Genomic DNA, 20760 nt, shown 5'->3' with positions numbered 1-20760 from the left:
TGTCCATGGAGACCCGATTGATGAAGAAGCTTGTACGCATCGCTGCCGCGGCGGCGGCGATTGCCTCGGGCACTGCCGCGACGGCGCAGAGCAACACCGATGCGCGGTGCATCGTCCTCAGCAGCGCCTTCGCCCGTGCTGGACCGAACGATCAGGCTAAGCAGCTCGCGCAGGCGGCGCTGAATTTCTACCTGGGCAGAGTCAGCCCGACGGCGAGCAGCGCTCAGCTGAAGAGCCTGTTCGACCAGCAGATGGCGACGATCAACGACGCCAACGATGGTCCGCTGATGAGCGAATGCATCAAGAACTTTCAGGCGGTGGTCAGCCGCGTCGACAACATCGCGGCACAAAGCAATCCGGCAACCAAGCCGACGCAACCCGACGGACGCTGACAGCCGCCCGTCGAAAGCGGCGGCTGCCCATCGGATAAGGCTAGGCGACCAAACTCGGTCGGCGTAGCTGTTCAGGGTTCGCTGAAACGGGAGGTGGCGTGCGCTTCGGCCAGGCCTGTGGTTTGGCGCTGATTTCCTGGGGAGTTGCATCCGCTGCGCCTCCGCCTGTCGGGAGGCCGCGTCCGGCACCGCCGGGACCGTCCACGATGGCGCCGCTCCCGCCGGCAGTGATCGACAACGGACTCCAGATCGGCGGCGACGAGGTCAACGCCCGCAAGGTCGAAACGCGGATGACCGTCGAGGTCCGCGTCAATGGACGCGGCCCGTATCATTTCGTGGTCGACAGCGGCGCCGATACGTCCGCCGTTGGCCTGCGCCTCGCCCGCGACCTGCAGCTCCCGGCAGGAACGCCAGTACTGCTGAACGCCATCACCGACCGCAATGTGGTCGACCGGGTCAAGGTCGCGTCGCTGACGTTGGGCCCGAGTACCATTACCAGCCTCGAGTTACCGGCGCTTAGCGAGAGCAACTTGGGCGGCGACGGGATGATCGGCATCGACGCCCTCGTCCGCCAGCGCCTCATGCTCGATTTTGACGCACGGATCATCAAGGTCGAGGACGCCGCAAAGCCGCCGCCGCGTTACCCAGACGAGATTGTCATCACAGCAAAGCGGCAACGCGGGCAACTTATCCTGACAGAAGTGCGCGCCGGCGGCCTGCGGCTCAACGCGATCATCGATACCGGCTCCGAGATCTCGATCGGCAATCTGGCGCTTCGCGACAAGCTCCTGAAGTCCAGCCGGAACCGAAAGGTGTGGACGGTGGCGGCGACGGGGGTCACCGGTAAGACGATCGACCTGCAACTCGGGACAATCAAAGAACTCAAACTGGGCTCGGTCACGCTCGGCAATGTGCCTCTCGCCTTCGCCGATGTGCCGCCGTTCACCGTCTTCGGCGTGAATGACGAGCCGGCTCTGCTCCTCGGTACAGACCTGCTGGAAACCTTTCGCCGGGTCTCGCTCGACTTTCATTCACGCAAGGTCCGGTTCCAGCTGCGGCGCTGCGGCTCTGAAGCGGTTGCCATCAGCACCTCGCCGACCTCGACGATCAGCCGCTTATCCTCGACCGGCGATCGCGCCGTGTGCGGGTAAGCAGCCCCAACACGCTTAACTTTCGTTGAGGTGAGATGAATCAAGGGTTCAGCGGGGCAACAGCCTAGGGGGCGTACCCGTTCGGGTGTTAGTGAATGCAAGGAGACATACGATGACACGCACCCTGATGCTCGGCGCCGCTGTCTTGGCCGCGGTCGCTGCCGCGGCTCCTGCCGATGCGCAGCGCTGGAACAATCACCATTCGAACAATTGGCGCACTATTGCCGTGGAGACGGTCGACGGGCGCGATACGGACTCGATCCGCGTGCCGGGCACTGCGCGGTATCGGCAGATGCGGGTTTGCGTGTTCGGTGGCCCGATCCAGATGCGCGACGTTGATGTCCGCTTCCGCAACGGCGGTCATCAGGATATCGGGACTCGCAGCCTGATGCGCGCGGGCACCTGCACGCGGAACCTGGATCTTCGCGGCGCCGCCCGCGATGTCTCCGAGGTGCGGTTGAAATATGCCCCGCTGGCACGCGGATGGGCGCGGCCCGTGGTCCGCGTTCAGGTCCGCTAAGCACCCCACGGGGCGGGCGTTTTTCGCCCGCCTCGACATACTATTTGTTCACCATTGAAAGACCAAAATGGAGCCAAGGGGTATGCATCCATGGCTCAAGCTTCAAAAACCCAGCCCGAACGCCGCAGCGCCGACCGGCTGGCTCTCCGATTGAATGCGACAATGCGCGACGGCACGAAGAGCCGTGTTCGCGCCCGCGTTATCGACATGTCGATCAAGGGGTGCCGGGTCGAGTGCACTTCAAACGTCGAGAACGACAGCTGGGTCTGGCTCAACATCGCCGGGCTCGAAACGCAGTTCTGCCGGGTGGCCTGGCATTGCCAGGAATTCATCGGCCTGGAGTTTGAACGACCGCTCTCGCAAGCGGTATTCGATCGATTGCTGGCGGATCAGCAGCGTCTGCCCGACAGCGCGATCGCCGAGCTGCGCAGCATTGCGACCCGGGCCAACCGACTCGCCCGGGCGGCAGACGATACGCAGATCGCCATCCTAGCCGACCTGTCACGCAAATGCGCGGTGGATGCAGTGGTCGAGGGACTTCGCCTCGGCGAGGATTCGAAAGCCGCCTAAGCGACTCTTTTTACTTTCTGTCGAAAGAAGCGAAGGCGGCGCTTAGGCCGCCTTCTTTTCATTCAGGATCTGGCTGATGCCGCCGGCCGAATCGATTCGCTCGGCAAGCGTGCCGCGCGGCAGTTCTTCGTCGAACGCCCACGCCAGGACGGCCTCGAGCTGCTTGATCGTCATGTCGTCGCACATGCCCTCGAAGGCCAGCTTCACGACCGGCTTCATCGGCGAGCGGAGTTGGATTTTCAGGCCTTGGGCTTCGACGAGCTTGAGATATTCTTCAGGCGTCTCTTCCGCATCGAGGGCGAAGTCGTAGGCGGCGCTTAGTCCCTCGTAGAGCGCGGTGTTTGCGCGGATCTTGGCGAGGCGGGCCTCGTCGGCCTTGGTGCGCACGTCGGCTAGCTTGTTCTTCAATGATCCCTCCGATGCTCTGGTCGGTGATTCGGTAACTGGCTGCGCCCGCTCTTCGGCGACGGCGACCTGTTCTTGTTGAGATTCCGGTTCGGGTTCGAAGGTCTGCTCTTCGGCCACCGGTTCCTGCGCGACAGGCTCCTCAACGGCTACCTTCTCGGCGGCGGGTTCTTCTGCAACGGGCTCATCGCTTTCGGGATAATCCGGAGTCTGCTCCGCCGTCTCGATGACCGGCTCAACCTTGACCGGCTGGCTGCCGTAGAAGCCGGTCAGGCCGGCGATGCTATCGAGAAGCTTGGAAAAGCCGGGCGCGGCCTTCGCCGTGCGGGACGACGATGGCTCTTCGTAATCGTCGACGACATCGAACGGTTCTGGCGCTGATTCGGACACGACGTCCTCAACTTGCTCGACGGCGGCTTCCGATTCCTCGGCGGCAACCTCGAATTCGGACACTTGAGCGATCGGCTCATCAACCGCAGCGGATGTCTCTTCGACATCGTCGATGACTTCGGGCGCGATCTCCGGCGCCGGATCGGGGGTCTTGTTCGCCTTGCTCGGCTTTGCCGCCTTGGCCGCGGGGCCTTCGAGGCTGACAAGGCCATAGACATAGTCGACCCACGCGCCACCGGCGCTGAGCGGCAACAGTGTCACCCAGCAACGGGTTGGACCGTCCCCGGCGTCGAATTCGTCTTCGAATGCGAGGAAGTCGCGGGAGATGGCGACGATCGGCAATTTCTTGGCGATGCAGGACAGGACCGACGGCTGGTCGGCGTCCATGATCCGCTCGGGCCAGTCGTCCCCGCGCAGCGCTTCGCCCATGTGGCGGATTTCCGCATCGTGACCGCCGCTGATCAGCTCCATCAGGATAGACTGAGGGCCGGCGTCCGACAGCTCGAGCGGGTCGAGGTCATGCAGCGGTGGAAATTCCTTGTCGCCGCGAATCGAGAGCCAGTAATTCAGGACACTCGCGTGGCGGCGGCGTTCGGCCGCGTCGATCTTTTTGAACGCCGTCAGCAAAGCTTCTGCGGACGGCTGGTCAGCCGCTTTGGTGCCTGAACCCGGCGCTCCCATGAATCGGACCCCTCGCGATGTGCTGCGTATTTGCAGCCCGCTTCATGCGCCGATGATGCTGAGAAAAGGTTAAGATCGCAGTGGCCAAACGCGCAGACGCCGCCGGAAAAATCGAGCGGCGCCCACGTCCTTTCAGGAAATCAATTTGGTTAAGCGAGTTCGCGCTCGCGCTCATCGATCATGGCCTCTGGCAAGCCGGCGCCCATGTCGACCGGCTCCGCGGTCCCTGCGGCGACCTCGCGCTCACGCTTGTCGAAGAAAGCGGCGCGCTTGAGTCGATTACGGAGTGAAGCCGATGGGTTGTTCGGGGTCGGGCCGCGATAAGCGCGATCGACCCAGCTTTCACCCGGCATGCGGTCATCGTCAGCCGTAGCCTGCGTTGGCGGTGGCGTGGAGACCGCCGGACGAGCCTGAACATTGCCCCAGCTGAATGCCGACGCGGCAGGCGCGACGATCTTCGGCTGCTCATGCTCGATCGGCTCGATCACGGTTTCGTCGCGCACCGGTTCGGCGAATTCGGCACGGTCGTCTGCCATTGCCTGTTCGTCGATCCACACGTCCTCGTCTTCCTCACGGCGACGACGTGCGATGGCGAAAGCGCCGCCACCCAAGGCAAGAAGTGCCAAGGCACCGCCGGCAATAACCGGAACTTCGTTGCCATTCTTTGTCGGTGGCGTTGCCTCAGCGGTGGCCGGCGCTGCCGGAGCGGATGAAGGTTCGACAATTGGCGTAGCCGCCGGTTCAGTCACGGGTGCGGTCACTGGCGCAGCGGACTGAGCGACCGCAGTGGGCCGCGCAGGCGCTTGGGTGCTGGCCGTGCGAACCGGCGCTGACTTTGTCGCGACAGGCTTCGCGGTGGCCGTGCGCGTTGCACGTTTCACCGGCGTCGCAGCGACAGCCGCAGGCTCAGCAGCCGTCGTCGGCTCGGCAGCGTCCGTTGCCGTAGTAGCGGCCTCCGGCGTCGGCGCCGCGTCCATTGTGGGGGGCGGCGGGGTCACCTGCGGAACAGGCTCCGTCACTGGCTGTGCTTCCTGCGCAAACAGCGGGGTTGAAGAAAGCGCCAGGGCCGCGGCAATCGCGGGCAGGGCGCTGGACCGTGCGTAGTGGTTCGTTTTCCTCATAATCGGAAACAACCGCCAGCGCGTCACCCAGTGCCGCGCCGGGCGCTAGACAGAGCACAAAAAGCGCCGAAACGAATGAAGTTAAGTTAATGTTTTCGCACAAGAAATGTCCAGTCATGGAACTTTTGTTCCGGAATCAGCGGGTTAGTTCAGGTTATTTGAGCGTTTTAACCGCGGCTAATGTCTGAGCGACGTGCTTGCTGAAATCCAGATCGTCGTGGACCATGACGATCTTGCCGCTGCGGTCGATCACGTAGGATGTGCGAGTAGTGATTCCGGGGTGCGCGGCCCAGGCAACGTCGTACGCCTTTTGGGTCGCCGGGGTTGCCGTCGCGACCGGGAAGGCGCTGCGGCATTCTTTGACCGAGAAGTCCCTGAGCGTCGCAATATTGTCAGCCGACATGCCGATAACCTGTGCGCCGGCTTTCTTGAACTCGTCGATCGCTTCGCTGAACGCATGCGCTTCCGCAGTGCAACCCGAGGTGAACGCCTTCGGGAAGAAGTAAAGAACGACCGGCCCCTTGCGCAGCTGCTCAGCGAGGTTGAGCTTGAATTCCTTGCCACCGACCGCGCCGACAGTAGCGATGTTGGGGGCCTTGCTGCCAACCTTGAGCGCGGCCAGCGCTGGCGAAGACAGGAGGCTGGTGGCGGCGATTGCGAACAGAAGCTTGCGCATGGCGATCTCCAACGGCTGAACGACCGTTGATTAGCGCTGCCGGAAGAGCAAAGCGAGTGTCGCCTCATCGGCAGCGCTACCGTAAAAAGCCCTTAGCGCGCGCTCGAACACATCATGACGCGCAACATAGTCGAACAGCGTCATGCACGAATGGAATTTCAACGCGTCCACCGCGCCGAAGATGGCCGCGGCGCTGCGCTGGGTTGCCCAAGGCAAGGCTGCGGCAGTGCATTGGCGAAGACGTCGGCCCAGTATCGGATGGGCCAAATATGCCCTGGCCTCCTCGAGGGAAGAGATCGCGAAGAATTGAGCCATCGGGCTACGCCCAAGGCTATGGATTTGCGGGAAGATGAACCACATCCAATGCGTTCGTTTTTGGCCGGCGTGAAGCTCGGCGAGCGCCGCCTCAATGGTGCTGCTCTGCGCTTCAATGAAGCGGTCGAGTCCCTTCGTGGAGGTCATGGCCTTAGGATGGCCGCGACGGGCAAAGGTTGAAAGAGCGGCTCGCGCCTATTGGCGCGGCGCGAGCAGCCCCGTCAGTACGTAGAAGAAAATCATTACCGGCCCGGTCAGGAGGGTCAGGCCCACCAGCGCCAGGCGAACGATGGTGGGATCGATGCCCGAATAATCGGCAATCCCGGCGGCGACGCCCATCACCTTGGCGTCGCCGCGGTTGATCAAGAAACGTCCATTCATTGCGTGCTTCCTTGCGTAGCAGTTAGGCGATCGGCAGCGACGTCGCGGCCGAGACGAGCAGCATCGCGGAAATGAAAGCGCCGGCGAAAAGGCTGGCAGTCTCACGAGCGGCAAACAGCGAAGCGAACATTGGTAATCCCCTTATTGTATTCCCGGACCCGACCATCGGGCCCATGCCAAATACAATGCACGGGGCGTGCCAATTTTAAATTGTCGTTGTTTTTCAGTAAGACGTCGCCATTCGTCGCTAAAATGACCAGCCCGTTTTCCCGACAATTGGGAAAATCTGCCGACGGCTTAGCTGGACGTGGTGTTCCCGCCGTCGGGATGCAGCACCTGGCCCGTCATGTAACTGGAATCCTCGCACGCGAGGAAGAGGAAGCAGGGCGCGACCTCATTCGGCTGGCCGGGGCGGCCCATCGGCGTGTCCTTGCCGAACTCCGGAATCTTCTCCGGCGGTTGACCGCCCGACGGATTGAGTGGCGTCCAGATTGGTCCGGGCGCCACGCCGTTCACACGAATGCCCTTGTCTACTAGGTTGAGCGCGAGGGACCGGGTAAACCCCATGATCGCGCCCTTGGTGGAGCTGTAATCGAGCAAACCCGGCGAACCCTTGTAGGTCGTTTCCGAGGTGCAGTTGATGATCGCCGACCTTTCTCCGAGGTGATCGAGCGCAGCTTGCGTGAGGAAGAACATACCGAAAATGTTCGTCTGAAACGTGCGCTTCAGCTGATCTTCGGTGATGCCCCGCAGATCCTCGTCATAATGTTGCTCGCCGGCATTATTCACCAGAATATCGAGGCGTCCGAGCTCACCCACCGTCCGCTGTACGATATTCTCACAGAATGCTTTTTCACCAAGATCGCCGGGCAAAGTGATGGCTCGCCGGCCTTCCGCTTCGACAATCCGCTTTGTCTCGGCGGCATCGTCATGTTCGCACAGATAAGAGATTGCGATGTCCGCACCTTCGCGAGCGAATAGCGCCGCGACTGCGCGACCGATACCACTATCGGCGCCGGTGATCAGCGCCACTTTGCCCTCCAGACGGCCCGAACCCCTGTATCGGGGCTCCCAATCCGGCTTCGGCTCCAACTTGCTTTCATGACCGGGAAGGCGGTCTTCGTGGATCATCGGTTCGGCGAGGTCGGACATAACGCTTACTCCTTTGGTGCGACGCCGAGCCCTTCACGCTCGAACTCGGCGCCGGTGGCCTGGTTCGGACGAGCGGAAGCTGCCGCACTGGATTTGCCGCGCGGGAACTTGGGCTTGGACGATTTTCGCTCGGATGAGTTCATGGGTTAGGAAACCGAGGCCTGCGGGCCCGGTTCCCGAAACTAACCCCGACGGATGGGCGAGCGGCTGTTCCGGTCGCGCTGCGCTTCAACCGCACCGCCTGTGCCGGCCTGACAACGCGCCAGCAGCGTGGGAAAATCGAATTGCGTATTGGCTTCGAGCGCGGGCGCGGCCGCGGCCTGGCACTGGGCTTCGTTCTCATACTTGGTCTGAAGCGTGGCAACCGGCGTGCAGGCGCTGCCACCATCGGCGCAGCCCAAGATCGCGATGACGAAGTAACCCGGACCCATTTCGAAGTTCCCCGATAAGTTGCTGATTCAACCGCCGATTTCGCGATCGGTTCCGTGGACATTCGCATCTTCGATTGCCGCTGAGCCGTGGTCTTCCTACGTTGTCGACAATGGCCACAGACGTAACCCAACCGACGAGCCCCAACCGCGGGCTGGCTGCGCTGTGGCGGTTCATGCCGATGCTGTGGCCCCGCGGCGAGACCGAGCTGAAGGCGCGCGTCATCTTTGCGGTGCTGATGGTGCTCGCCGGCAAGGCGGTGACGCTCGCAGGACCCTACGCACTAAAGCTTGCGGTCGACCGCATGAGTGCGCACGCGGCCTTCGCGGTCGTCGCCGGGCTGGTGCTGGCCTACACGCTGGCGCGCTTCGGCGGTGTATTGTCGGACAATCTCCGCAACGCGATCTTCGAAAAGGTCGGGCAGGATGCGGCGCGGCGTCTGTCGGCCAAGGTGTTCCGCCACGTCCACGACTTGTCGCTGCGCTTTCACCTGGAGCGGCGCACCGGGTCGCTGACCAAGATCGTCGAACGCGGGACGAAGAGCATCGACATGATGCTCTATTTCCTGCTGTTCAACATCGGCCCGACGATCATCGAGCTGACCGCCATCTGCGTCATCTTCTTCGTCAAGTTCGGCTTCGGGCTAGTTGCGGCGACGCTGGCGATCGTTGCGATCTATATCGTCTTCACGCGCAAGGTCAGCGACTGGCGCACCAACATCCAGCGCCAGATGAATGACGTCGACAACAAGGCGATCGGGCGCGCCGTCGATTCACTTCTCAATTACGAGACGGTCAAATATTTCGGCGCCGAGGCACGGGAGTCTGCGCGTTACGAGGAAGCCGTCGGCGCCTATGCGCGCGCCGCGGTTCGCAACGAGGTCAGCCTCGCGTGGCTCAACATCGGCCAAGCCTTAATCACCAACGTGATGATGGCCGGCGCGATGATCTTCACCGTTTGGGGATGGAGCAACGGCCGCTTCTCGCCGGGCGACGTGGTGTGGATTAACGGGCTTTTGCTGCAGCTCTTCCGCCCGCTCGATGCGCTTGGATGGGTCTATCGCTCGATCCGCCAGGGACTAATCGACATGGAAGCGATGTGGGACCTGCTTGATACGCCAGCCGAAGTGGTCGACGCTCCGGGTGCGCCTGCGCTCCACGTGACGCGCGGCGCGGTGAAGTTCGACGACGTGCACTTTGGCTACGAGGCCGACCGTGAGATCCTGAAGGGCTTGTCGGTCGACATTCCTGCGGGAACGAGCTGCGCGATCGTCGGGCCGTCGGGTGCGGGCAAGTCGACCATCGCGCGGCTGCTCTACCGCTTCTACGACCCGCAGGCGGGCCGCATCCTAATCGACGACCAAGATATCGCGAGCGTCCAGCAAACCAGCCTGCGCGCGGCGATCGGCATCGTCCCGCAGGACACCGTGCTGTTCAATGACACGATCGGTTACAACATCGGCTACGGCCGTGGCGACGCCGGACAGGCCGACATCGAGCAAGCCGCGAACGGCGCGGCGATCGACACCTTCATCGCCATGCTGCCTGACAAGTATGAGTCGATGGTCGGCGAACGCGGATTAAAACTGTCCGGCGGCGAGAAGCAGCGGGTGGCGATCGCCCGCACCCTGCTCAAGAACCCGCCGATCCTAGTGCTGGACGAGGCGACCAGCGCGCTCGACAGCCGGACCGAGCAGGCGATTCAGGACACGCTCGACCGCGTGGCGGAAAGCCGCACCACGATCATGATCGCGCATCGCCTGTCGACCATCGTCAACGCCGACCAGATCGTGGTCCTTGACCAAGGTCGCGTCGCAGAGCGCGGAACGCATGAACAGCTGCTCGACCAGGATGGCCTGTATGCCGAGCTGTGGCAGCGGCAGGCGGAAGCCCAACTCGCGGACGAGATCGCTCAAGCCGCCGAATGATCAGCGGCGGCGCGCGCCGCGCAAAATGTTGCCTTCGGTACTGAGGTAGAGCTTGCGATAGTCGACGCGCGGGGTGTCGGCGAAGATCAGATAGTAATATTTCATCTGCTCTGACCACCAATAGCCGGGATTGTGGTCGCTCTGCGTCTTGGTGGTAACGTCAGCGAGATCGGCATAGCCATAGCGCGCGCGGCTCCACCGCCTCATTGCCAGATAGTGGTCGCGGACCAGGTGCCGCCATTCCTCGCGGCGGTCGAGCAGCCAGTGGTTGAACGCGGCATCGGCGAGCTCGGGCCGCAGGTCGTTGGTCTTGCTCAGCGCGCGCATGTCCGTGGAGTCGATGCTTTCCGGCAGGATGCCGTAGCGCGCCTGAACCCTCGCCCAGGTGCGCGTATGCGCCACGCCCGCCGCGCGCTCGCCGCCTTGCGCGAGCAGGCCGCCATAGAAGGAGCCTAGCTCGTCCTGCTCGGCATCGAGCGGCTGGCCGGTTTCGAAATCGACATTTGCAAACCAAAGATCCGCGCCTTGCCGCCGCGACTGATGCTTCAGGATCGCTGCCGTGCACGCGCGGTACATGCGCAGGCAGTCGCGGTCGCCGAGCCGGTCCCAGCCGTCCCACAGATATTCGTAATAGCTGTCCGACGGAGGGCCGATCGTCGCGCGCCGGCTTTTCCATTCGCCGGTCATGCAGTCGATGCTGTCGGCGAGAAGGCCGATCTTGGATCGCCGTTCGAACATCGACACCAACGCGCGCTTGGCGGCGGCGCGAAACCGGTCGTCGCCGGTGTGGCGGCTGAGATAGCCGAATTCGGGGATGAAGGTGCCGGTCTCGGCCGGGTTGGTGACGGGTCCACGCAGCGCGCCGGTGCGCAAGTTGATGTAGCGGTGCGGAATGCCGAGCGGTGAGGCGTTGAAGCTCGGCAACAGGCGGTCTGCGAGGTCTTTCGCCTTGGCCAGCAGCACCTTATCGCCGCTGCAATGATGCGCCGACAGTAGCCCGCCGACCAGGCGGATCGACGTTTCGAACACCGACACTTCGCCATCGACGTCGAAATCCAGATTGGCTTTCACCCAATCGACGCCGTCGCGGAATTCCTCGTCCAGCCCCATGATCCACAAGGTGTCGAGTGCTTCGATGAGCGACAGGCCGAGGTGATGGTTCTTGAGCGGGAAGCTTTCGTTGCCTCCGCTGATCGGCTTAATCTGATCCTTGCCCCAGGCGTGCTCGCGATAATTGCGCCAGGCCCAGCGCATTTCATTGCGCACATCCTCGCCGAACGCGCGCCAGTGGGCCGGCTTGGCCGATGCGGCCGCGCCGGGGAGCAGCAACGCCGCGCTCCCCGTGCCAAGGAGTGAGCGGCGGCTGAACAGGAAATTGTGCATTGGACGAGGCTAGCCCGCGCTGGCGCGCAACGCTACTCGCCGGACTTAGCGTTGATGACCTCCACCCACGACATCCTCAAAAGCGTTTTCGGCTTCGACCATTTTCGCGGCGTGCAGGAAGACGTCGTGGATCGCGTCATGCACGGGCAGCATACGCTGGCTGTGATGCCGACCGGCGCGGGCAAGTCGCTGTGCTACCAGCTTCCCGCCATCGCGCGAGAGGGCACGGCGCTGGTCGTCTCCCCGCTGATCGCGTTGATGCACGACCAGATCCGCAGCGCGAACGCCATCGGGCTGAAGGCAGCATCACTGACATCCGCCGATGCGAACCGTGAGCAGACGGTCGAACGGTTTAAGTCGGGCGAGCTTGACCTTCTGTACGTAGCTCCCGAGCGCGCGACCGGCGACGCGTTTCGCCGTCTGCTTAGCCGCGTGAACCTGTCGCTGATCGCCATCGACGAGGCGCATTGCGTCAGTGAATGGGGTCACGATTTCCGGCCGGATTATCGTGCGCTGCGTCCGCTGCTCGACGACAATGCGGACGTGCCGCGGTTGGCTCTCACAGCAACGGCAGACAGGCGGACGCGCGCCGATATCCTGACGCAGCTCGGCATCCCGGAGGACGGCCTCGTCATTGCGGGCTTCGACCGCCCGAACATCCGCTACAATATCCGTCCGCGCGACGGCCTTGCGGGGCAGCTCAAGGCTCTGCTCGCGCAGCAGCCGGGATCGGGCATCATCTACGCCCCGAGCCGCGACAAGACCGAGCGGATTGCCGAGCAAATTGCTGCGACCGGGCGCCCTGCGCTGCCCTACCACGCCGGCCTCGAACCGCCGGTTCGCGCGCGCAATCAGGCGGCGTTCGTCGAGTCCGAGGAGATGGTGATAGCGGCAACGGTCGCGTTCGGGATGGGCATCGACAAGCCCGACGTCCGATTCGTCGCGCACGCCGGCATCCCCAAGTCTATCGAGGCTTATTATCAGGAGACGGGCCGCGCCGGTCGCGACGGCGATCCGGCCGAGGCCTGGCTGTTCTGGGGCGCCGAGGACTTCGCACGGGCCCGGCAGCGCATCGAAACCGAAGTCGAACCCGATCGCCGCGCCGGCGAGCGCGACCGGCTGAACGCGCTGGCAGCGCTCGTCGAAACGCCAAGCTGCCGACGCGCAATCCTGCTCCGCCACTTCGGCGAGGATCCGCCCGAGCGCTGTGGCAATTGCGACAACTGCCTCGACCCGCCGGCGACGGTCGATGTTACTGAGATTGCGCGGAAGCTGCTGTCCGCAGCCTTCCGCACGGAAATGCGGTTCGGCGTTGGGCACCTGGCCGATGTGCTGGCCGGGAAGGACAGCGAAAAGGTGCGCAGCTTCGGCCACGACCGGCTGTCGGTGTTCGGCATCGCCAACGCGGAAGAGCTGACGCTGATCCGGCCTGTCGCACGCGCGCTAATCGCCCGCGATGCTTTGCGTGCCGATGCTTACGGCGGCCTTAGCTTCGGTCCCGGCGCCAAGCCGATCCTGAAAGGTGAGCAGCAGCTGACGATTGCCGTTCCGCCCGCCCGACGCCGCTCCTCTCGCAATCGTTATGACGGTCCCGCCGATCCTTTGTTCGATCGGCTGCGCGAAACACGCCGCAAACTCGCAGCCGAGAGCGGCGTGCCCCCATACGTTGTGTTTCACGATTCGACCTTGCGTGAGATCGCCACGCGCAAACCGCGCGACCTACACGAGCTGAGCAAAGTCCAGGGCGTCGGTGCGGCCAAGCTCGAGCGTTATGGCGCAGCCATGCTGGAAGCACTGGCCGAAGCCGACTGACGTTCAGGCTTGCGTAAAGCCACGGACGGTTCAAAGGCGCTTAACTGCTGATCGAACGAGTCTGAGGAACCCGATGCACCGCACCCTGCTTTTCACGACCGCTGCCCTTGCTGTGATTTCGGCCGCCCCGTTGAGCGCGGCGCCCAAGGCGAATGCGCCCACTGCGCCGTCCACACTGTCCGCATCGAACCCCTTCTATCAGCGCAGCACGCTACCGCTCGAGACCCCGGACTTTTCGAAGATCAAGGACAGCGATTATCTGCCCGCGATTCTGGCCGGCATGGCCGAACAGAAGCGCGAAGTGACCGCGATCGCCAACCAGCGTTCCGCGCCGACATTCGAGAACACTGTCGTCGCGATGGAAAATACCGGACTGCTGCTGGAGCGCGCGAACCTGGCGTTCAGCGCGGTCAACGGCGCGAACACCAACGACACGCTGCAGGCGACCGACACCAAGACCTCGCCGATGTTCGCCGCGCACAATGACTTCATCTATCTCAACGCCAAGCTGTTTCAGCGGTTCAAGACGCTGCACGACAATCAGGCTTCGTTGAACCTGAACCCGGAGCAGGCGAAGCTGCTCGACGTTTATTACAACCAATTCGTGCACGCGGGCGCCGAGCTGTCTCCAGCCAAGCAAACCCAGCTCAAGGCCTATAACCAGCGGCTGAGCACGCTGCAGACGGCGTTCGGTCAAAAGCTCCTTGCGGCTGCAAAGGCTGGTGCGCTGCACGTGACCGATCCTGCAGCGCTGGCCGGCCTGTCGCCTGCGCAGCTCGCCGCCGCGCAGGAAGCGGCGAAGGGCCGCAAGGTGGCCGGCTACGTCCTGCCGCTGCAGAATACGACGCAGCAGCCGTCGCTGGAATCGCTGACGAGCCATGACACGCGCCAGAAGCTGCTCGACGCCAGCCTCAATCGCGCCGAGCATGGCGACGCCAACGACACGCGCGCGACGATCAGCGAGATCGCGCAGCTCCGCGCCAAGAAAGCGGCGCTGTTCGGCAACACGAATTTCGCCGACTACACCTTGTACGATCAGATGGCGAAGAACCGCGCGACGGCGGTCGGCTTCCTCGATCGCCTGGCGCCCGCGGTCTCGGCCAAGCAGCGCCAGGAGTGGGCCGATATCGAGGCGCTCGCCAAGTCGCAGGGTGCGACCTTCCAGCCGACTGCGGCGGACTGGAACTTCTATGCCGAGCAGATCCGCAAGCAGCGGTACGCGCTCAACAGCGACGATCTGAAGCCGTACTTCGAGTTCAACAAGGTGCTGACGGATGGCGTCTTCTATGCCGCCTATCAGCTCTACGGCCTGACCTTCACCGAGCGGAAGGACATCCCCACCTGGAACCCGGACATGCGCGTGTTCCAGGTGAACAACGCGGATGGATCGCAGCTGGCGATCTTCATGATCGACCCGTGGAAGCGCGACAACAAGAACGGTGGCGCGTGGATGTCGAACCTAGTCAACCAGTCGACGCTGCGCGGGACCAAGCCCGTCATCTACAACGTCGAGAACTTCACCAAGCCGGCGCCGGGCCAACCCGCGCTAATCAGTTTCGATGACGTGACGACGATGTTCCACGAATTTGGCCACGCGCTGCATGGCATGTTCGCGGCGCAGACCTATCCGACGCTGTCCGGGACCAGCGTTGCGCGCGACTTCGTCGAATTCCCATCGCAGTTCAATGAGAACTGGGCGCTCGATCCCAAGATCCTGCCGCACTACGCCGTCCATTATCAGACCGGAAAGACGATCCCGGCCGATCTCGTGCAGAAGATCATGAAGGCGCGCACCTTCAACCAAGGTTATGAGGTCGGCGAGGCGCTCGAAGCCGCGCGGCTCGACCTCGACTGGCACTCCCTGCCGGCAACAGCGCCGCGCCAGGACGTCGACAAGTTCGAAGCGCAGGCTTTGGCCAGCGGCGGCTTCGACACCAAGGACGTGCCGCCGCGTTACCGGTCGAGCTACTTCCTGCACATCTGGGCCAACGGCTATTCGGCGGCTTACTACGCCTACGCCTGGACCCGTATGCTCGGACAGGACGCGTTCGCGACGTTCGAGAACAACGGCGGTCTGACCCGCGCCAACGGTCAGCGCTTCCGCGACATGGTCCTGTCGCGCGGCAACACGCAGGACCTGGCGGCGATGTACCGCGGCTGGGCCGGGCACGATCCGCAGATCCAGCCGTACCTCGACTATTATGGTCTGGATTCGCGTTTGGCGCCCGCACCCGGCGCCAGCACGCCGCCGCCCGTCCCCGTTTCGGTCCCGGCAGCGACGACCAACAAAACCGAGCGCGGCCAATGATCCGCCTCGACCAGCAAGCGTCCGTTCGGGGCCAGGTTCAGCCGCAAGAAGTTGCGAACCTGGCCGCGGAGGGAATAACGGTGCTGGTCAACAACCGGCCGGACGGCGAGGAACCGGACCAGCCGCGCGCGCACGAAATTGAGGACGCCGCCGCAGTTGCGGGAATCGCCTATCACCACATCCCCATCACACGCGGGATCGGCCCGGCCGAGGTCGCGGCGATGCGGCAGGTCTTGGAGGAGGCTGAGGGCGGCCAATTGCTGGCTTTCTGCCGGTCCGGAAACCGCTCGGCGCTGGCTTTGGCGCTAGCGAAGCGAGAGCGCGGCGAAACGGCTGACGACGTGCAACGGTGCCTGTCGGACGCCGGGTTCGACGCCGGCCCGATCGCGCATCTGCTTTAGATCACCAGGGGACAACGTCGCCTGCAGCGAGCTCCGCCGGGCGCGGCGGGCGGCCTAACATCTTGTTTCGATGGGGAAATCGCCCGAACTTGGCGATGACGTCATGGTGTCGCTTGGCGTAGTCGAGCTGCTCTTCATTGCCGAGCGCGGTGAACAGCAGGACCGAACGATCCTGATCGGCGAGGTTTTCGCTGTGCTCGAAAGGCAGGTAGAGAAAAGAGCGCTCTTCGGGCGCTAGTTTCTGGTCAAACTCGCGATCCAGAGCTCCTTGCGCGATCTGCAGCGCCAAATGATCGGTCGAGAACTGGTCAGCGTGATCGCGGAACATGTTGCGCGGAAACTGGTCGAACAGGATCGTGCCGGCGAGCGCACTTAGTGGATCGTCGAGAAAGGAGTGTGCGGGAAGCTGGCGCTTGGCCTCCCACAGCTTGAGGAAGTTCTCGCGAACCAGGTGATCGAGCGCATCGCCGCCGCGAAACCATTGCTCGGGATCGAGCCCGAACCAGAAGCGGAGGACATCGGCCCGCCAGTCGCCGCTCAAGTCGCGGTGCCGCCCACCGTCAGGCCGTCGATGAGCAAAGTCGGCTGACCAACTCCGGCCGGCACGCTCTGGCCGCCCTTGCCGCAGACGCCGATGCCTTCGTCGAGCTCGAGGTCGTGGCCAATGCCCTTGACCCGGGTCAACACGGTCGGACCGTCCCCGATCACCGTCGCGCCCTTGACCGGCTCGGCGATCTTGCCGCCGCGGATGCGATAGGCCTCGGTGCAGCCGAACACGAACTTGCCGCTGGTGATGTCCACCTGCCCGCCGCCAAAACTCTTGGCGTAAATGCCGTCCTTCACCCGACCGATCAGTTCCTGCGGATCGTCCTTCCCGGCGAGCATGAAGGTGTTCGTCATGCGCGGCATCGGCGCATGTGCATAGCTTTCCCGCCGTCCATTGCCGGTCGGCGCCATGCCCATCAGTCGAGCATTGAGTCGGTCCTGAAGATACCCTTTCAGGATGCCGTCCTCGATCAGCACCGTGCGGCCGGTCGGCGTGCCTTCATCATCGATCGTTAGCGACCCGCGGCGAAGTCGCATGGAGCCGTCGTCGACGATGGTGACACCCGGCGTCGCGACGCGATCGCCGATGCGGCCGGAGAAGGCCGACGTTCCCTTGCGGTTGAAGTCGCCTTCGAGCCCGTGGCCGATCGCTTCGTGAAGAAGGATGCCGGCCCAGCCCGAGCCCATCACCACCGGCATCTCGCCGGCTGGCGCGGCGACCGAGTCGAGGTTGACCAGCGCCTGCTTGAGCGACTCATCGATCGCACGGCCCCACACCGCCTCGTCGAATAGCTGGTCGTAAAGATAGCGCCCGCCAAGACCGTGATAGCCGATCTCGCGCCGCCCGTTATGCTCGGCGACTATCTGCACGCCGAGGCGCACCAGCGGCCGGATGTCGGACGCAACGAAGCCGTCGGCGCGGACGATGTCGATGACACTCCAGCTCGCCGCCAGCGCGACGCTGACCTGCGCCACCCGTGGATCCCGAGCACGCGCCGCGGCGTCGATCTGCTGGCATAAAGCGACCTTGTCGGCGAACGGCACGAGGCTGAGCGGATCGTCGGCGCCGTACATCGCCTGGTTGGTGCGGGCGGGCGCGGCGGCAGGAGCGCCTTGGGCCGGATCGAGCAGCTTCAGCGTCGTTGCCGCGCGGTCGATCGCCGCGGCGCTGATCTCGTTGGCGTGCGCGAAAGCGGTCGTCTCACCCGACACGCCGCGCAAACCGAAACCCGAATTGGTGTGGTAATCGGCAGTCTTCAGCCGCCCGTCGTCGAAGCCGAAAGCTTCGGTCGTGCTGTACTGCAGGTAAAGCTCGCCATCGTCGTGGCCGGCGAGATGCGTCGCTGCAAGGCGCTTGGCGCCGTCAGGATCGAGACTGCGATAAAGGAAGCGGCGCGGATCGGGGCCGGTCATGCGCCGGTGTCCGCTAATCCCCCCTCAAGGACGAAACGGCGATCGCAATAGCCGCACTCGACGAACCCAGTGTCTTCCTCGATGCGCAGGAACACACGCGGGTGGCCAAGCGCGGGCGAAATCTCGCCCGATCCGTCGCAGGCGACCTGCAGCGTCTGAACCCGAATGACCTCGGGCGGTGGAATCTTCGATGCCATGCGCGTCAGTTAGGAGCGTGAAGCCGGGCTCACAAGCTTGTCGGCTCACCGCACCGCTCTTATGCCACGCGCTATGACCACCGAAGCCGCGATCCGCATCGAGAATCTGTGCAAGACGTACGAGGGCGGCAAGCGGGCGCTGGACGGCGTGACATTCGACGTGCCGCGCGGGCAGATCTTCGGCCTGCTCGGCCCCAACGGCGCGGGCAAGTCGACGCTGATCAATATCCTGGCCGGCCTCGTCGTGAAGACCAGCGGCAATGTCGACATCTGGGGCTTCGACATCGACGAGCACCCGCGCAATGCGAAGCGCGCGATCGGCATCGTGCCGCAGGAAATCATCTTCGACCCGTTCTTCACCCCACGCGAGACGCTGGAAATCCAGGCCGGGCTGTACGGCGTGCCGAAGAGCGAGCGCCACAGCGACGAGCTGCTCGCGGCGATGCATTTGACCGACAAGGCGAACGCGTATTCACGAACGCTGTCGGGCGGCATGAAGCGACGCCTGCTGGTGGCGAAGGCGATGGTCCATTCGCCGCCGATCCTCGTGCTCGACGAGCCGACCGCTGGCGTCGACGTCGAGTTGCGCCGCCAGCTGTGGGACTATGTTCGCAAGCTGCACGCGCAGGGCGTGACCATCGTGCTGACTACGCACTATCTCGAGGAAGCCGAAGAGCTGTGCGACCGCATCGCGATCATCAACCACGGCAAGGTGATCGCCAACGAACCGACCCGCGAGCTGGTGTCGAAGGCGCAGGAGAAAGCGGTCGTCGTCACCTTCGACAAGGACATTGCGAAAGTCCCGACCAACGTCTGTTTCGAGAATATCGACCTGATCGACGAGCGGACGCTGGAGATCACCTACCGCAAAGACCGCGCCAATGCCGGGCAGGTGCTGAGTGCGCTAACGGACGCGGGACTGGGCATCGTCGACGTGTCCACACGCGACCCGGATCTCGAGGACGTCTTCCTGAGCCTTACCTCGTCCGCTCAGGCTGCCGCGTGAAGCAGACCGCCGACGTCTTGATCGTCGGCTCGGGGGCGGCGGGACTGACGGCTGCGCTCAATCTGGCCGAGACGCACAAGGTTGCGGTGATCGCCAAGGGCGCGCTGGGCGAAGGCGCCACGAGCTGGGCGCAGGGCGGCATCGCCGCGGTGCTGGAAAAGGGCGACAGCTTCGTTTCGCATGTCGAGGACACGATGATCGCCGGCGCGGGCCTCAACGACCGGCATGTCGTTGAGCATGTCGTGGAAGAAGCACCGCGCGCGATCCAAAGGCTGATCGATCTTGGCGTCCCTTTCGCCACCGATGGTGACGCGCTGCACCTGACCCGGGAAGGCGGCCATAGCCACCGGCGCATCGTGCACGTCGCGGACGCGACCGGTTATGCAGTGCAGCAGGCGCTGGAGACGGCCGCTGCCAAGCATCCGAACATTACTTTGGTGCCCGACATGGTCGCGGTGGACCTAATCACCGGGCGGCACGCGAAGGACTTTTCGACCAGCGGCGCGGTGCACGGTTTGTACGCCTACAACCGCAAGAAGAAGCGGGTCGAAGCGCTGACCGGGCGGGCGACCATCCTCGCGACGGGCGGCGCGGGTCGAACGTATCTCTATTCCACCGCCCCGCGCGGGGCGACGGGCGACGGGATCGCGATGGCCTGGCGCGCCGGATGCCGCATATCCAACATGGAATTCATGCAGTTCCACCCAACCTGCCTGTACAATCTGGAGGTCAAGAACTTCCTGATCACCGAGGCGGTGCGGGGCGAAGGCGGCCTGCTCAAGAACCCGAAAACCGGCGAGCGATTCATGCCGGCCTATGACAAACGCGGCGAGCTTGCCCCGCGCGACATCGTCGCGCGGGCGATCGACAACGAAATCAAGCGCGACGGTCTCGACTTCGTATGGCTCGACATCTCGCACCGCGAGCCGGAATTCGTGCGCGAGCATTTTCCGAACATCTACGACAAGCTGAGGGGGCTCGGCATCGACATCACGCGCGAACCCATTCCGGTGGTGCCTGCGCAGCACTACACCTGCGGCGGCGTTCTGGTGGATTTGCACGGCTGCACCGATGCGCCGGGCCTCTATGCCGCCGGCGAAGTAACGCAGTCGGGACTGCATGGCGCCAACCGGCTTGCGTCGAACAGCCTGCTGGAATGTCTCGTGTTCGGCGAAGCGGCGGCGCGGCACATCACTGCTAACTGGGACCAGCTCCCGGCCGCGACCGACGTGCGGCCTTGGGACGAAAGCCGAGTAACGGACAGTGACGAAGAGGTCGTGATCGCCCAGACCTGGGGCGAGATCCGGCGCTTCATGTGGAATTATGTCGGGATCGTACGCACCACCAAACGGCTGGAGCGGGCCAAGCACCGCATTGACCTGCTGCGGCAGGAGGTCGCGGAATATTACAAACACTTCCGAGTGACGCCGGATCTGATCGAGCTTCGCAACCTGGTCGAGGTCGCGGACCTGATTATCCGCTCAGCGCTGGGCCGGCACGAGAGCCGCGGGCTTCATTATACGCTCGATTGTCCCGGGCTATTGCCCGAGGCGAAAGACACGATCCTGGTTCCATAAGGGGAGG

General features: G+C 63.7%; 21 protein-coding genes. 10 read left to right on the top strand and 11 right to left on the bottom strand.

All coding sequences use genetic code 11. The features are described from left to right. Nucleotides 1-20: 20 nt before the first annotated feature. The 4 genes from QU596_RS09400 (at nt 21) to QU596_RS09385 (ending at nt 2633) form a co-directional block, all read left to right on the top strand. Nucleotides 21-392, top strand: a complete 372-nt coding sequence (locus tag QU596_RS09400) for a hypothetical protein (protein WP_308515257.1) — start codon at nt 21-23, stop codon at nt 390-392. 206 nt (nt 393-598) lie between these two features. Beyond that, nucleotides 599-1543: an aspartyl protease family protein gene (locus tag QU596_RS09395; RefSeq protein WP_308515255.1), complete on the top strand. Its 945-nt coding sequence runs from the start codon at nt 599-601 to the stop codon at nt 1541-1543. Between the two features lie 112 nt (nt 1544-1655). Next, nucleotides 1656-2063: a hypothetical protein gene (locus QU596_RS09390; protein ID WP_308515253.1), complete on the top strand. Its 408-nt coding sequence runs from the start codon at nt 1656-1658 to the stop codon at nt 2061-2063. A 90-nt stretch (nt 2064-2153) separates the two neighbouring features. Next, a complete protein-coding gene (locus QU596_RS09385; RefSeq protein WP_308515251.1) occupies nt 2154-2633 on the top strand; it encodes a PilZ domain-containing protein in 480 nt (159 codons plus the stop codon). A 42-nt stretch (nt 2634-2675) separates the two neighbouring features. On the opposite strand, the gene QU596_RS09380 is transcribed toward QU596_RS09385, so the two are convergent. From QU596_RS09380 to QU596_RS09350, 7 genes are all read right to left on the bottom strand, one after another. Further along, nucleotides 2676-4109 carry a PAS domain-containing protein gene (locus tag QU596_RS09380; protein WP_308515249.1) on the bottom strand — a complete coding sequence of 478 codons (1434 nt, stop codon included), beginning with the start codon at nt 4107-4109 and terminating at the stop codon, nt 2676-2678. A 149-nt stretch (nt 4110-4258) separates the two neighbouring features. Then, nucleotides 4259-5230, bottom strand: coding sequence for a hypothetical protein (locus tag QU596_RS09375; RefSeq protein WP_308515247.1), 972 nt, complete (start codon nt 5228-5230; stop codon nt 4259-4261). 154 nt (nt 5231-5384) lie between these two features. Next, entirely contained in the window at nt 5385-5906 is a 522-nt protein-coding gene (locus tag QU596_RS09370; RefSeq protein WP_308515245.1) for a peroxiredoxin, read from the bottom strand. A 30-nt stretch (nt 5907-5936) separates the two neighbouring features. Continuing rightward, complete coding sequence (locus QU596_RS09365; RefSeq protein ID WP_308515243.1) at nt 5937-6368, bottom strand: DUF1810 domain-containing protein; 432 nt, start codon at nt 6366-6368, stop codon at nt 5937-5939. 48 nt (nt 6369-6416) lie between these two features. After that, entirely contained in the window at nt 6417-6602 is a 186-nt protein-coding gene (locus QU596_RS09360; protein ID WP_308515241.1) for a PspC domain-containing protein, read from the bottom strand. Nucleotides 6603-6899: 297 nt separating this feature from the next. Further along, the gene (locus QU596_RS09355; protein WP_308515239.1) at nt 6900-7754 is read right to left on the bottom strand and encodes an SDR family oxidoreductase; all 855 of its coding nucleotides are present in this window, start codon (nt 7752-7754) and stop codon (nt 6900-6902) included. A gap of 182 nt (nt 7755-7936) precedes the next feature. Further along, a complete protein-coding gene (locus QU596_RS09350; protein WP_308515237.1) occupies nt 7937-8185 on the bottom strand; it encodes a hypothetical protein in 249 nt (82 codons plus the stop codon). Nucleotides 8186-8295: 110 nt separating this feature from the next. Here QU596_RS09350 and QU596_RS09345 point away from each other — a divergent pair, with 110 nt between their 5' ends. Next, nucleotides 8296-10110, top strand: coding sequence for an ABCB family ABC transporter ATP-binding protein/permease (locus QU596_RS09345; protein ID WP_308515235.1), 1815 nt, complete (start codon nt 8296-8298; stop codon nt 10108-10110). Here QU596_RS09345 and QU596_RS09340 read toward each other — a convergent pair whose 3' ends face one another. Beyond that, nucleotides 10111-11493, bottom strand: coding sequence for a glycoside hydrolase family 47 protein (locus QU596_RS09340; RefSeq protein WP_308515233.1), 1383 nt, complete (start codon nt 11491-11493; stop codon nt 10111-10113). It lies immediately after the preceding gene. 54 nt (nt 11494-11547) lie between these two features. Between QU596_RS09340 and recQ the strand changes: the two genes are divergently transcribed. The 3 genes from recQ (at nt 11548) to QU596_RS09325 (ending at nt 16014) form a co-directional block, all read left to right on the top strand. After that, on the top strand, nt 11548-13305 hold the full coding sequence (gene recQ / locus QU596_RS09335; protein WP_308515231.1) for a DNA helicase RecQ: 1758 nt from the start codon (nt 11548-11550) through the stop codon (nt 13303-13305). A gap of 73 nt (nt 13306-13378) precedes the next feature. Continuing rightward, complete coding sequence (locus QU596_RS09330) at nt 13379-15613, top strand: M3 family metallopeptidase (protein WP_308515229.1); 2235 nt, start codon at nt 13379-13381, stop codon at nt 15611-15613. After that, entirely contained in the window at nt 15610-16014 is a 405-nt protein-coding gene (locus QU596_RS09325; protein ID WP_308515227.1) for a protein tyrosine phosphatase family protein, read from the top strand. The genes QU596_RS09330 and QU596_RS09325 overlap by 4 nt, the downstream gene beginning before the upstream one ends. A gap of 1 nt (nt 16015) precedes the next feature. Here QU596_RS09325 and QU596_RS09320 read toward each other — a convergent pair whose 3' ends face one another. Genes QU596_RS09320 through QU596_RS09310 form a run of 3 tightly spaced genes read right to left on the bottom strand, consistent with a single transcriptional unit; the run spans nt 16016 to nt 18170 of the window. Then, complete coding sequence (locus QU596_RS09320; protein WP_308515225.1) at nt 16016-16555, bottom strand: DUF924 family protein; 540 nt, start codon at nt 16553-16555, stop codon at nt 16016-16018. After that, the gene (gene tldD / locus QU596_RS09315) at nt 16552-17973 is read right to left on the bottom strand and encodes a metalloprotease TldD (protein ID WP_308515222.1); all 1422 of its coding nucleotides are present in this window, start codon (nt 17971-17973) and stop codon (nt 16552-16554) included. The genes QU596_RS09320 and tldD overlap by 4 nt, the downstream gene beginning before the upstream one ends. Further along, nucleotides 17970-18170, bottom strand: a complete 201-nt coding sequence (locus QU596_RS09310) for a zinc-finger domain-containing protein (protein WP_308515220.1) — start codon at nt 18168-18170, stop codon at nt 17970-17972. The genes tldD and QU596_RS09310 overlap by 4 nt, the downstream gene beginning before the upstream one ends. A gap of 73 nt (nt 18171-18243) precedes the next feature. Here QU596_RS09310 and QU596_RS09305 point away from each other — a divergent pair, with 73 nt between their 5' ends. After that, complete coding sequence (locus QU596_RS09305) at nt 18244-19176, top strand: ABC transporter ATP-binding protein (RefSeq protein WP_308515218.1); 933 nt, start codon at nt 18244-18246, stop codon at nt 19174-19176. Further along, entirely contained in the window at nt 19173-20753 is a 1581-nt protein-coding gene (gene nadB, locus QU596_RS09300) for an L-aspartate oxidase (RefSeq protein ID WP_308515216.1), read from the top strand. The genes QU596_RS09305 and nadB overlap by 4 nt, the downstream gene beginning before the upstream one ends. Nucleotides 20754-20760 lie beyond the last annotated feature (7 nt).

Source organism: Sphingomonas flavescens (assembly GCF_030866745.1).
In the GTDB taxonomy this organism is placed as follows: Bacteria; Pseudomonadota; Alphaproteobacteria; order Sphingomonadales; family Sphingomonadaceae; genus Sphingomicrobium; species Sphingomicrobium flavescens.
This window is presented reverse-complemented; position numbering and strand designations above follow the sequence as displayed.

Excerpts from the sequence above, each read along its gene's own strand:
- recQ (WP_308515231.1), top strand. The coding sequence starts at position 11,548 with ATGACCTCCACCCACGACATCCTCAAAAGCGTTTTCGGCTTCGACCAT.
- QU596_RS09375 (WP_308515247.1), bottom strand. The coding sequence starts at position 5,230 with ATGAGGAAAACGAACCACTACGCACGGTCCAGCGCCCTGCCCGCGATT.
- QU596_RS09325 (WP_308515227.1), top strand. The coding sequence starts at position 15,610 with ATGATCCGCCTCGACCAGCAAGCGTCCGTTCGGGGCCAGGTTCAGCCG.
- QU596_RS09305 (WP_308515218.1), top strand. The coding sequence starts at position 18,244 with ATGACCACCGAAGCCGCGATCCGCATCGAGAATCTGTGCAAGACGTAC.
- QU596_RS09350 (WP_308515237.1), bottom strand. The coding sequence starts at position 8,185 with ATGGGTCCGGGTTACTTCGTCATCGCGATCTTGGGCTGCGCCGATGGT.
- QU596_RS09365 (WP_308515243.1), bottom strand. The coding sequence starts at position 6,368 with ATGACCTCCACGAAGGGACTCGACCGCTTCATTGAAGCGCAGAGCAGC.
- QU596_RS09400 (WP_308515257.1), top strand. The coding sequence starts at position 21 with ATGAAGAAGCTTGTACGCATCGCTGCCGCGGCGGCGGCGATTGCCTCG.
- QU596_RS09355 (WP_308515239.1), bottom strand. The coding sequence starts at position 7,754 with ATGTCCGACCTCGCCGAACCGATGATCCACGAAGACCGCCTTCCCGGT.
- QU596_RS09370 (WP_308515245.1), bottom strand. The coding sequence starts at position 5,906 with ATGCGCAAGCTTCTGTTCGCAATCGCCGCCACCAGCCTCCTGTCTTCG.
- QU596_RS09345 (WP_308515235.1), top strand. The coding sequence starts at position 8,296 with ATGGCCACAGACGTAACCCAACCGACGAGCCCCAACCGCGGGCTGGCT.
- QU596_RS09395 (WP_308515255.1), top strand. The coding sequence starts at position 599 with ATGGCGCCGCTCCCGCCGGCAGTGATCGACAACGGACTCCAGATCGGC.
- QU596_RS09310 (WP_308515220.1), bottom strand. The coding sequence starts at position 18,170 with ATGGCATCGAAGATTCCACCGCCCGAGGTCATTCGGGTTCAGACGCTG.
- QU596_RS09360 (WP_308515241.1), bottom strand. The coding sequence starts at position 6,602 with ATGAATGGACGTTTCTTGATCAACCGCGGCGACGCCAAGGTGATGGGC.
- tldD (WP_308515222.1), bottom strand. The coding sequence starts at position 17,973 with ATGACCGGCCCCGATCCGCGCCGCTTCCTTTATCGCAGTCTCGATCCT.
- QU596_RS09340 (WP_308515233.1), bottom strand. The coding sequence starts at position 11,493 with ATGCACAATTTCCTGTTCAGCCGCCGCTCACTCCTTGGCACGGGGAGC.
- QU596_RS09385 (WP_308515251.1), top strand. The coding sequence starts at position 2,154 with ATGGCTCAAGCTTCAAAAACCCAGCCCGAACGCCGCAGCGCCGACCGG.
- QU596_RS09390 (WP_308515253.1), top strand. The coding sequence starts at position 1,656 with ATGACACGCACCCTGATGCTCGGCGCCGCTGTCTTGGCCGCGGTCGCT.
- QU596_RS09380 (WP_308515249.1), bottom strand. The coding sequence starts at position 4,109 with ATGGGAGCGCCGGGTTCAGGCACCAAAGCGGCTGACCAGCCGTCCGCA.
- QU596_RS09330 (WP_308515229.1), top strand. The coding sequence starts at position 13,379 with ATGCACCGCACCCTGCTTTTCACGACCGCTGCCCTTGCTGTGATTTCG.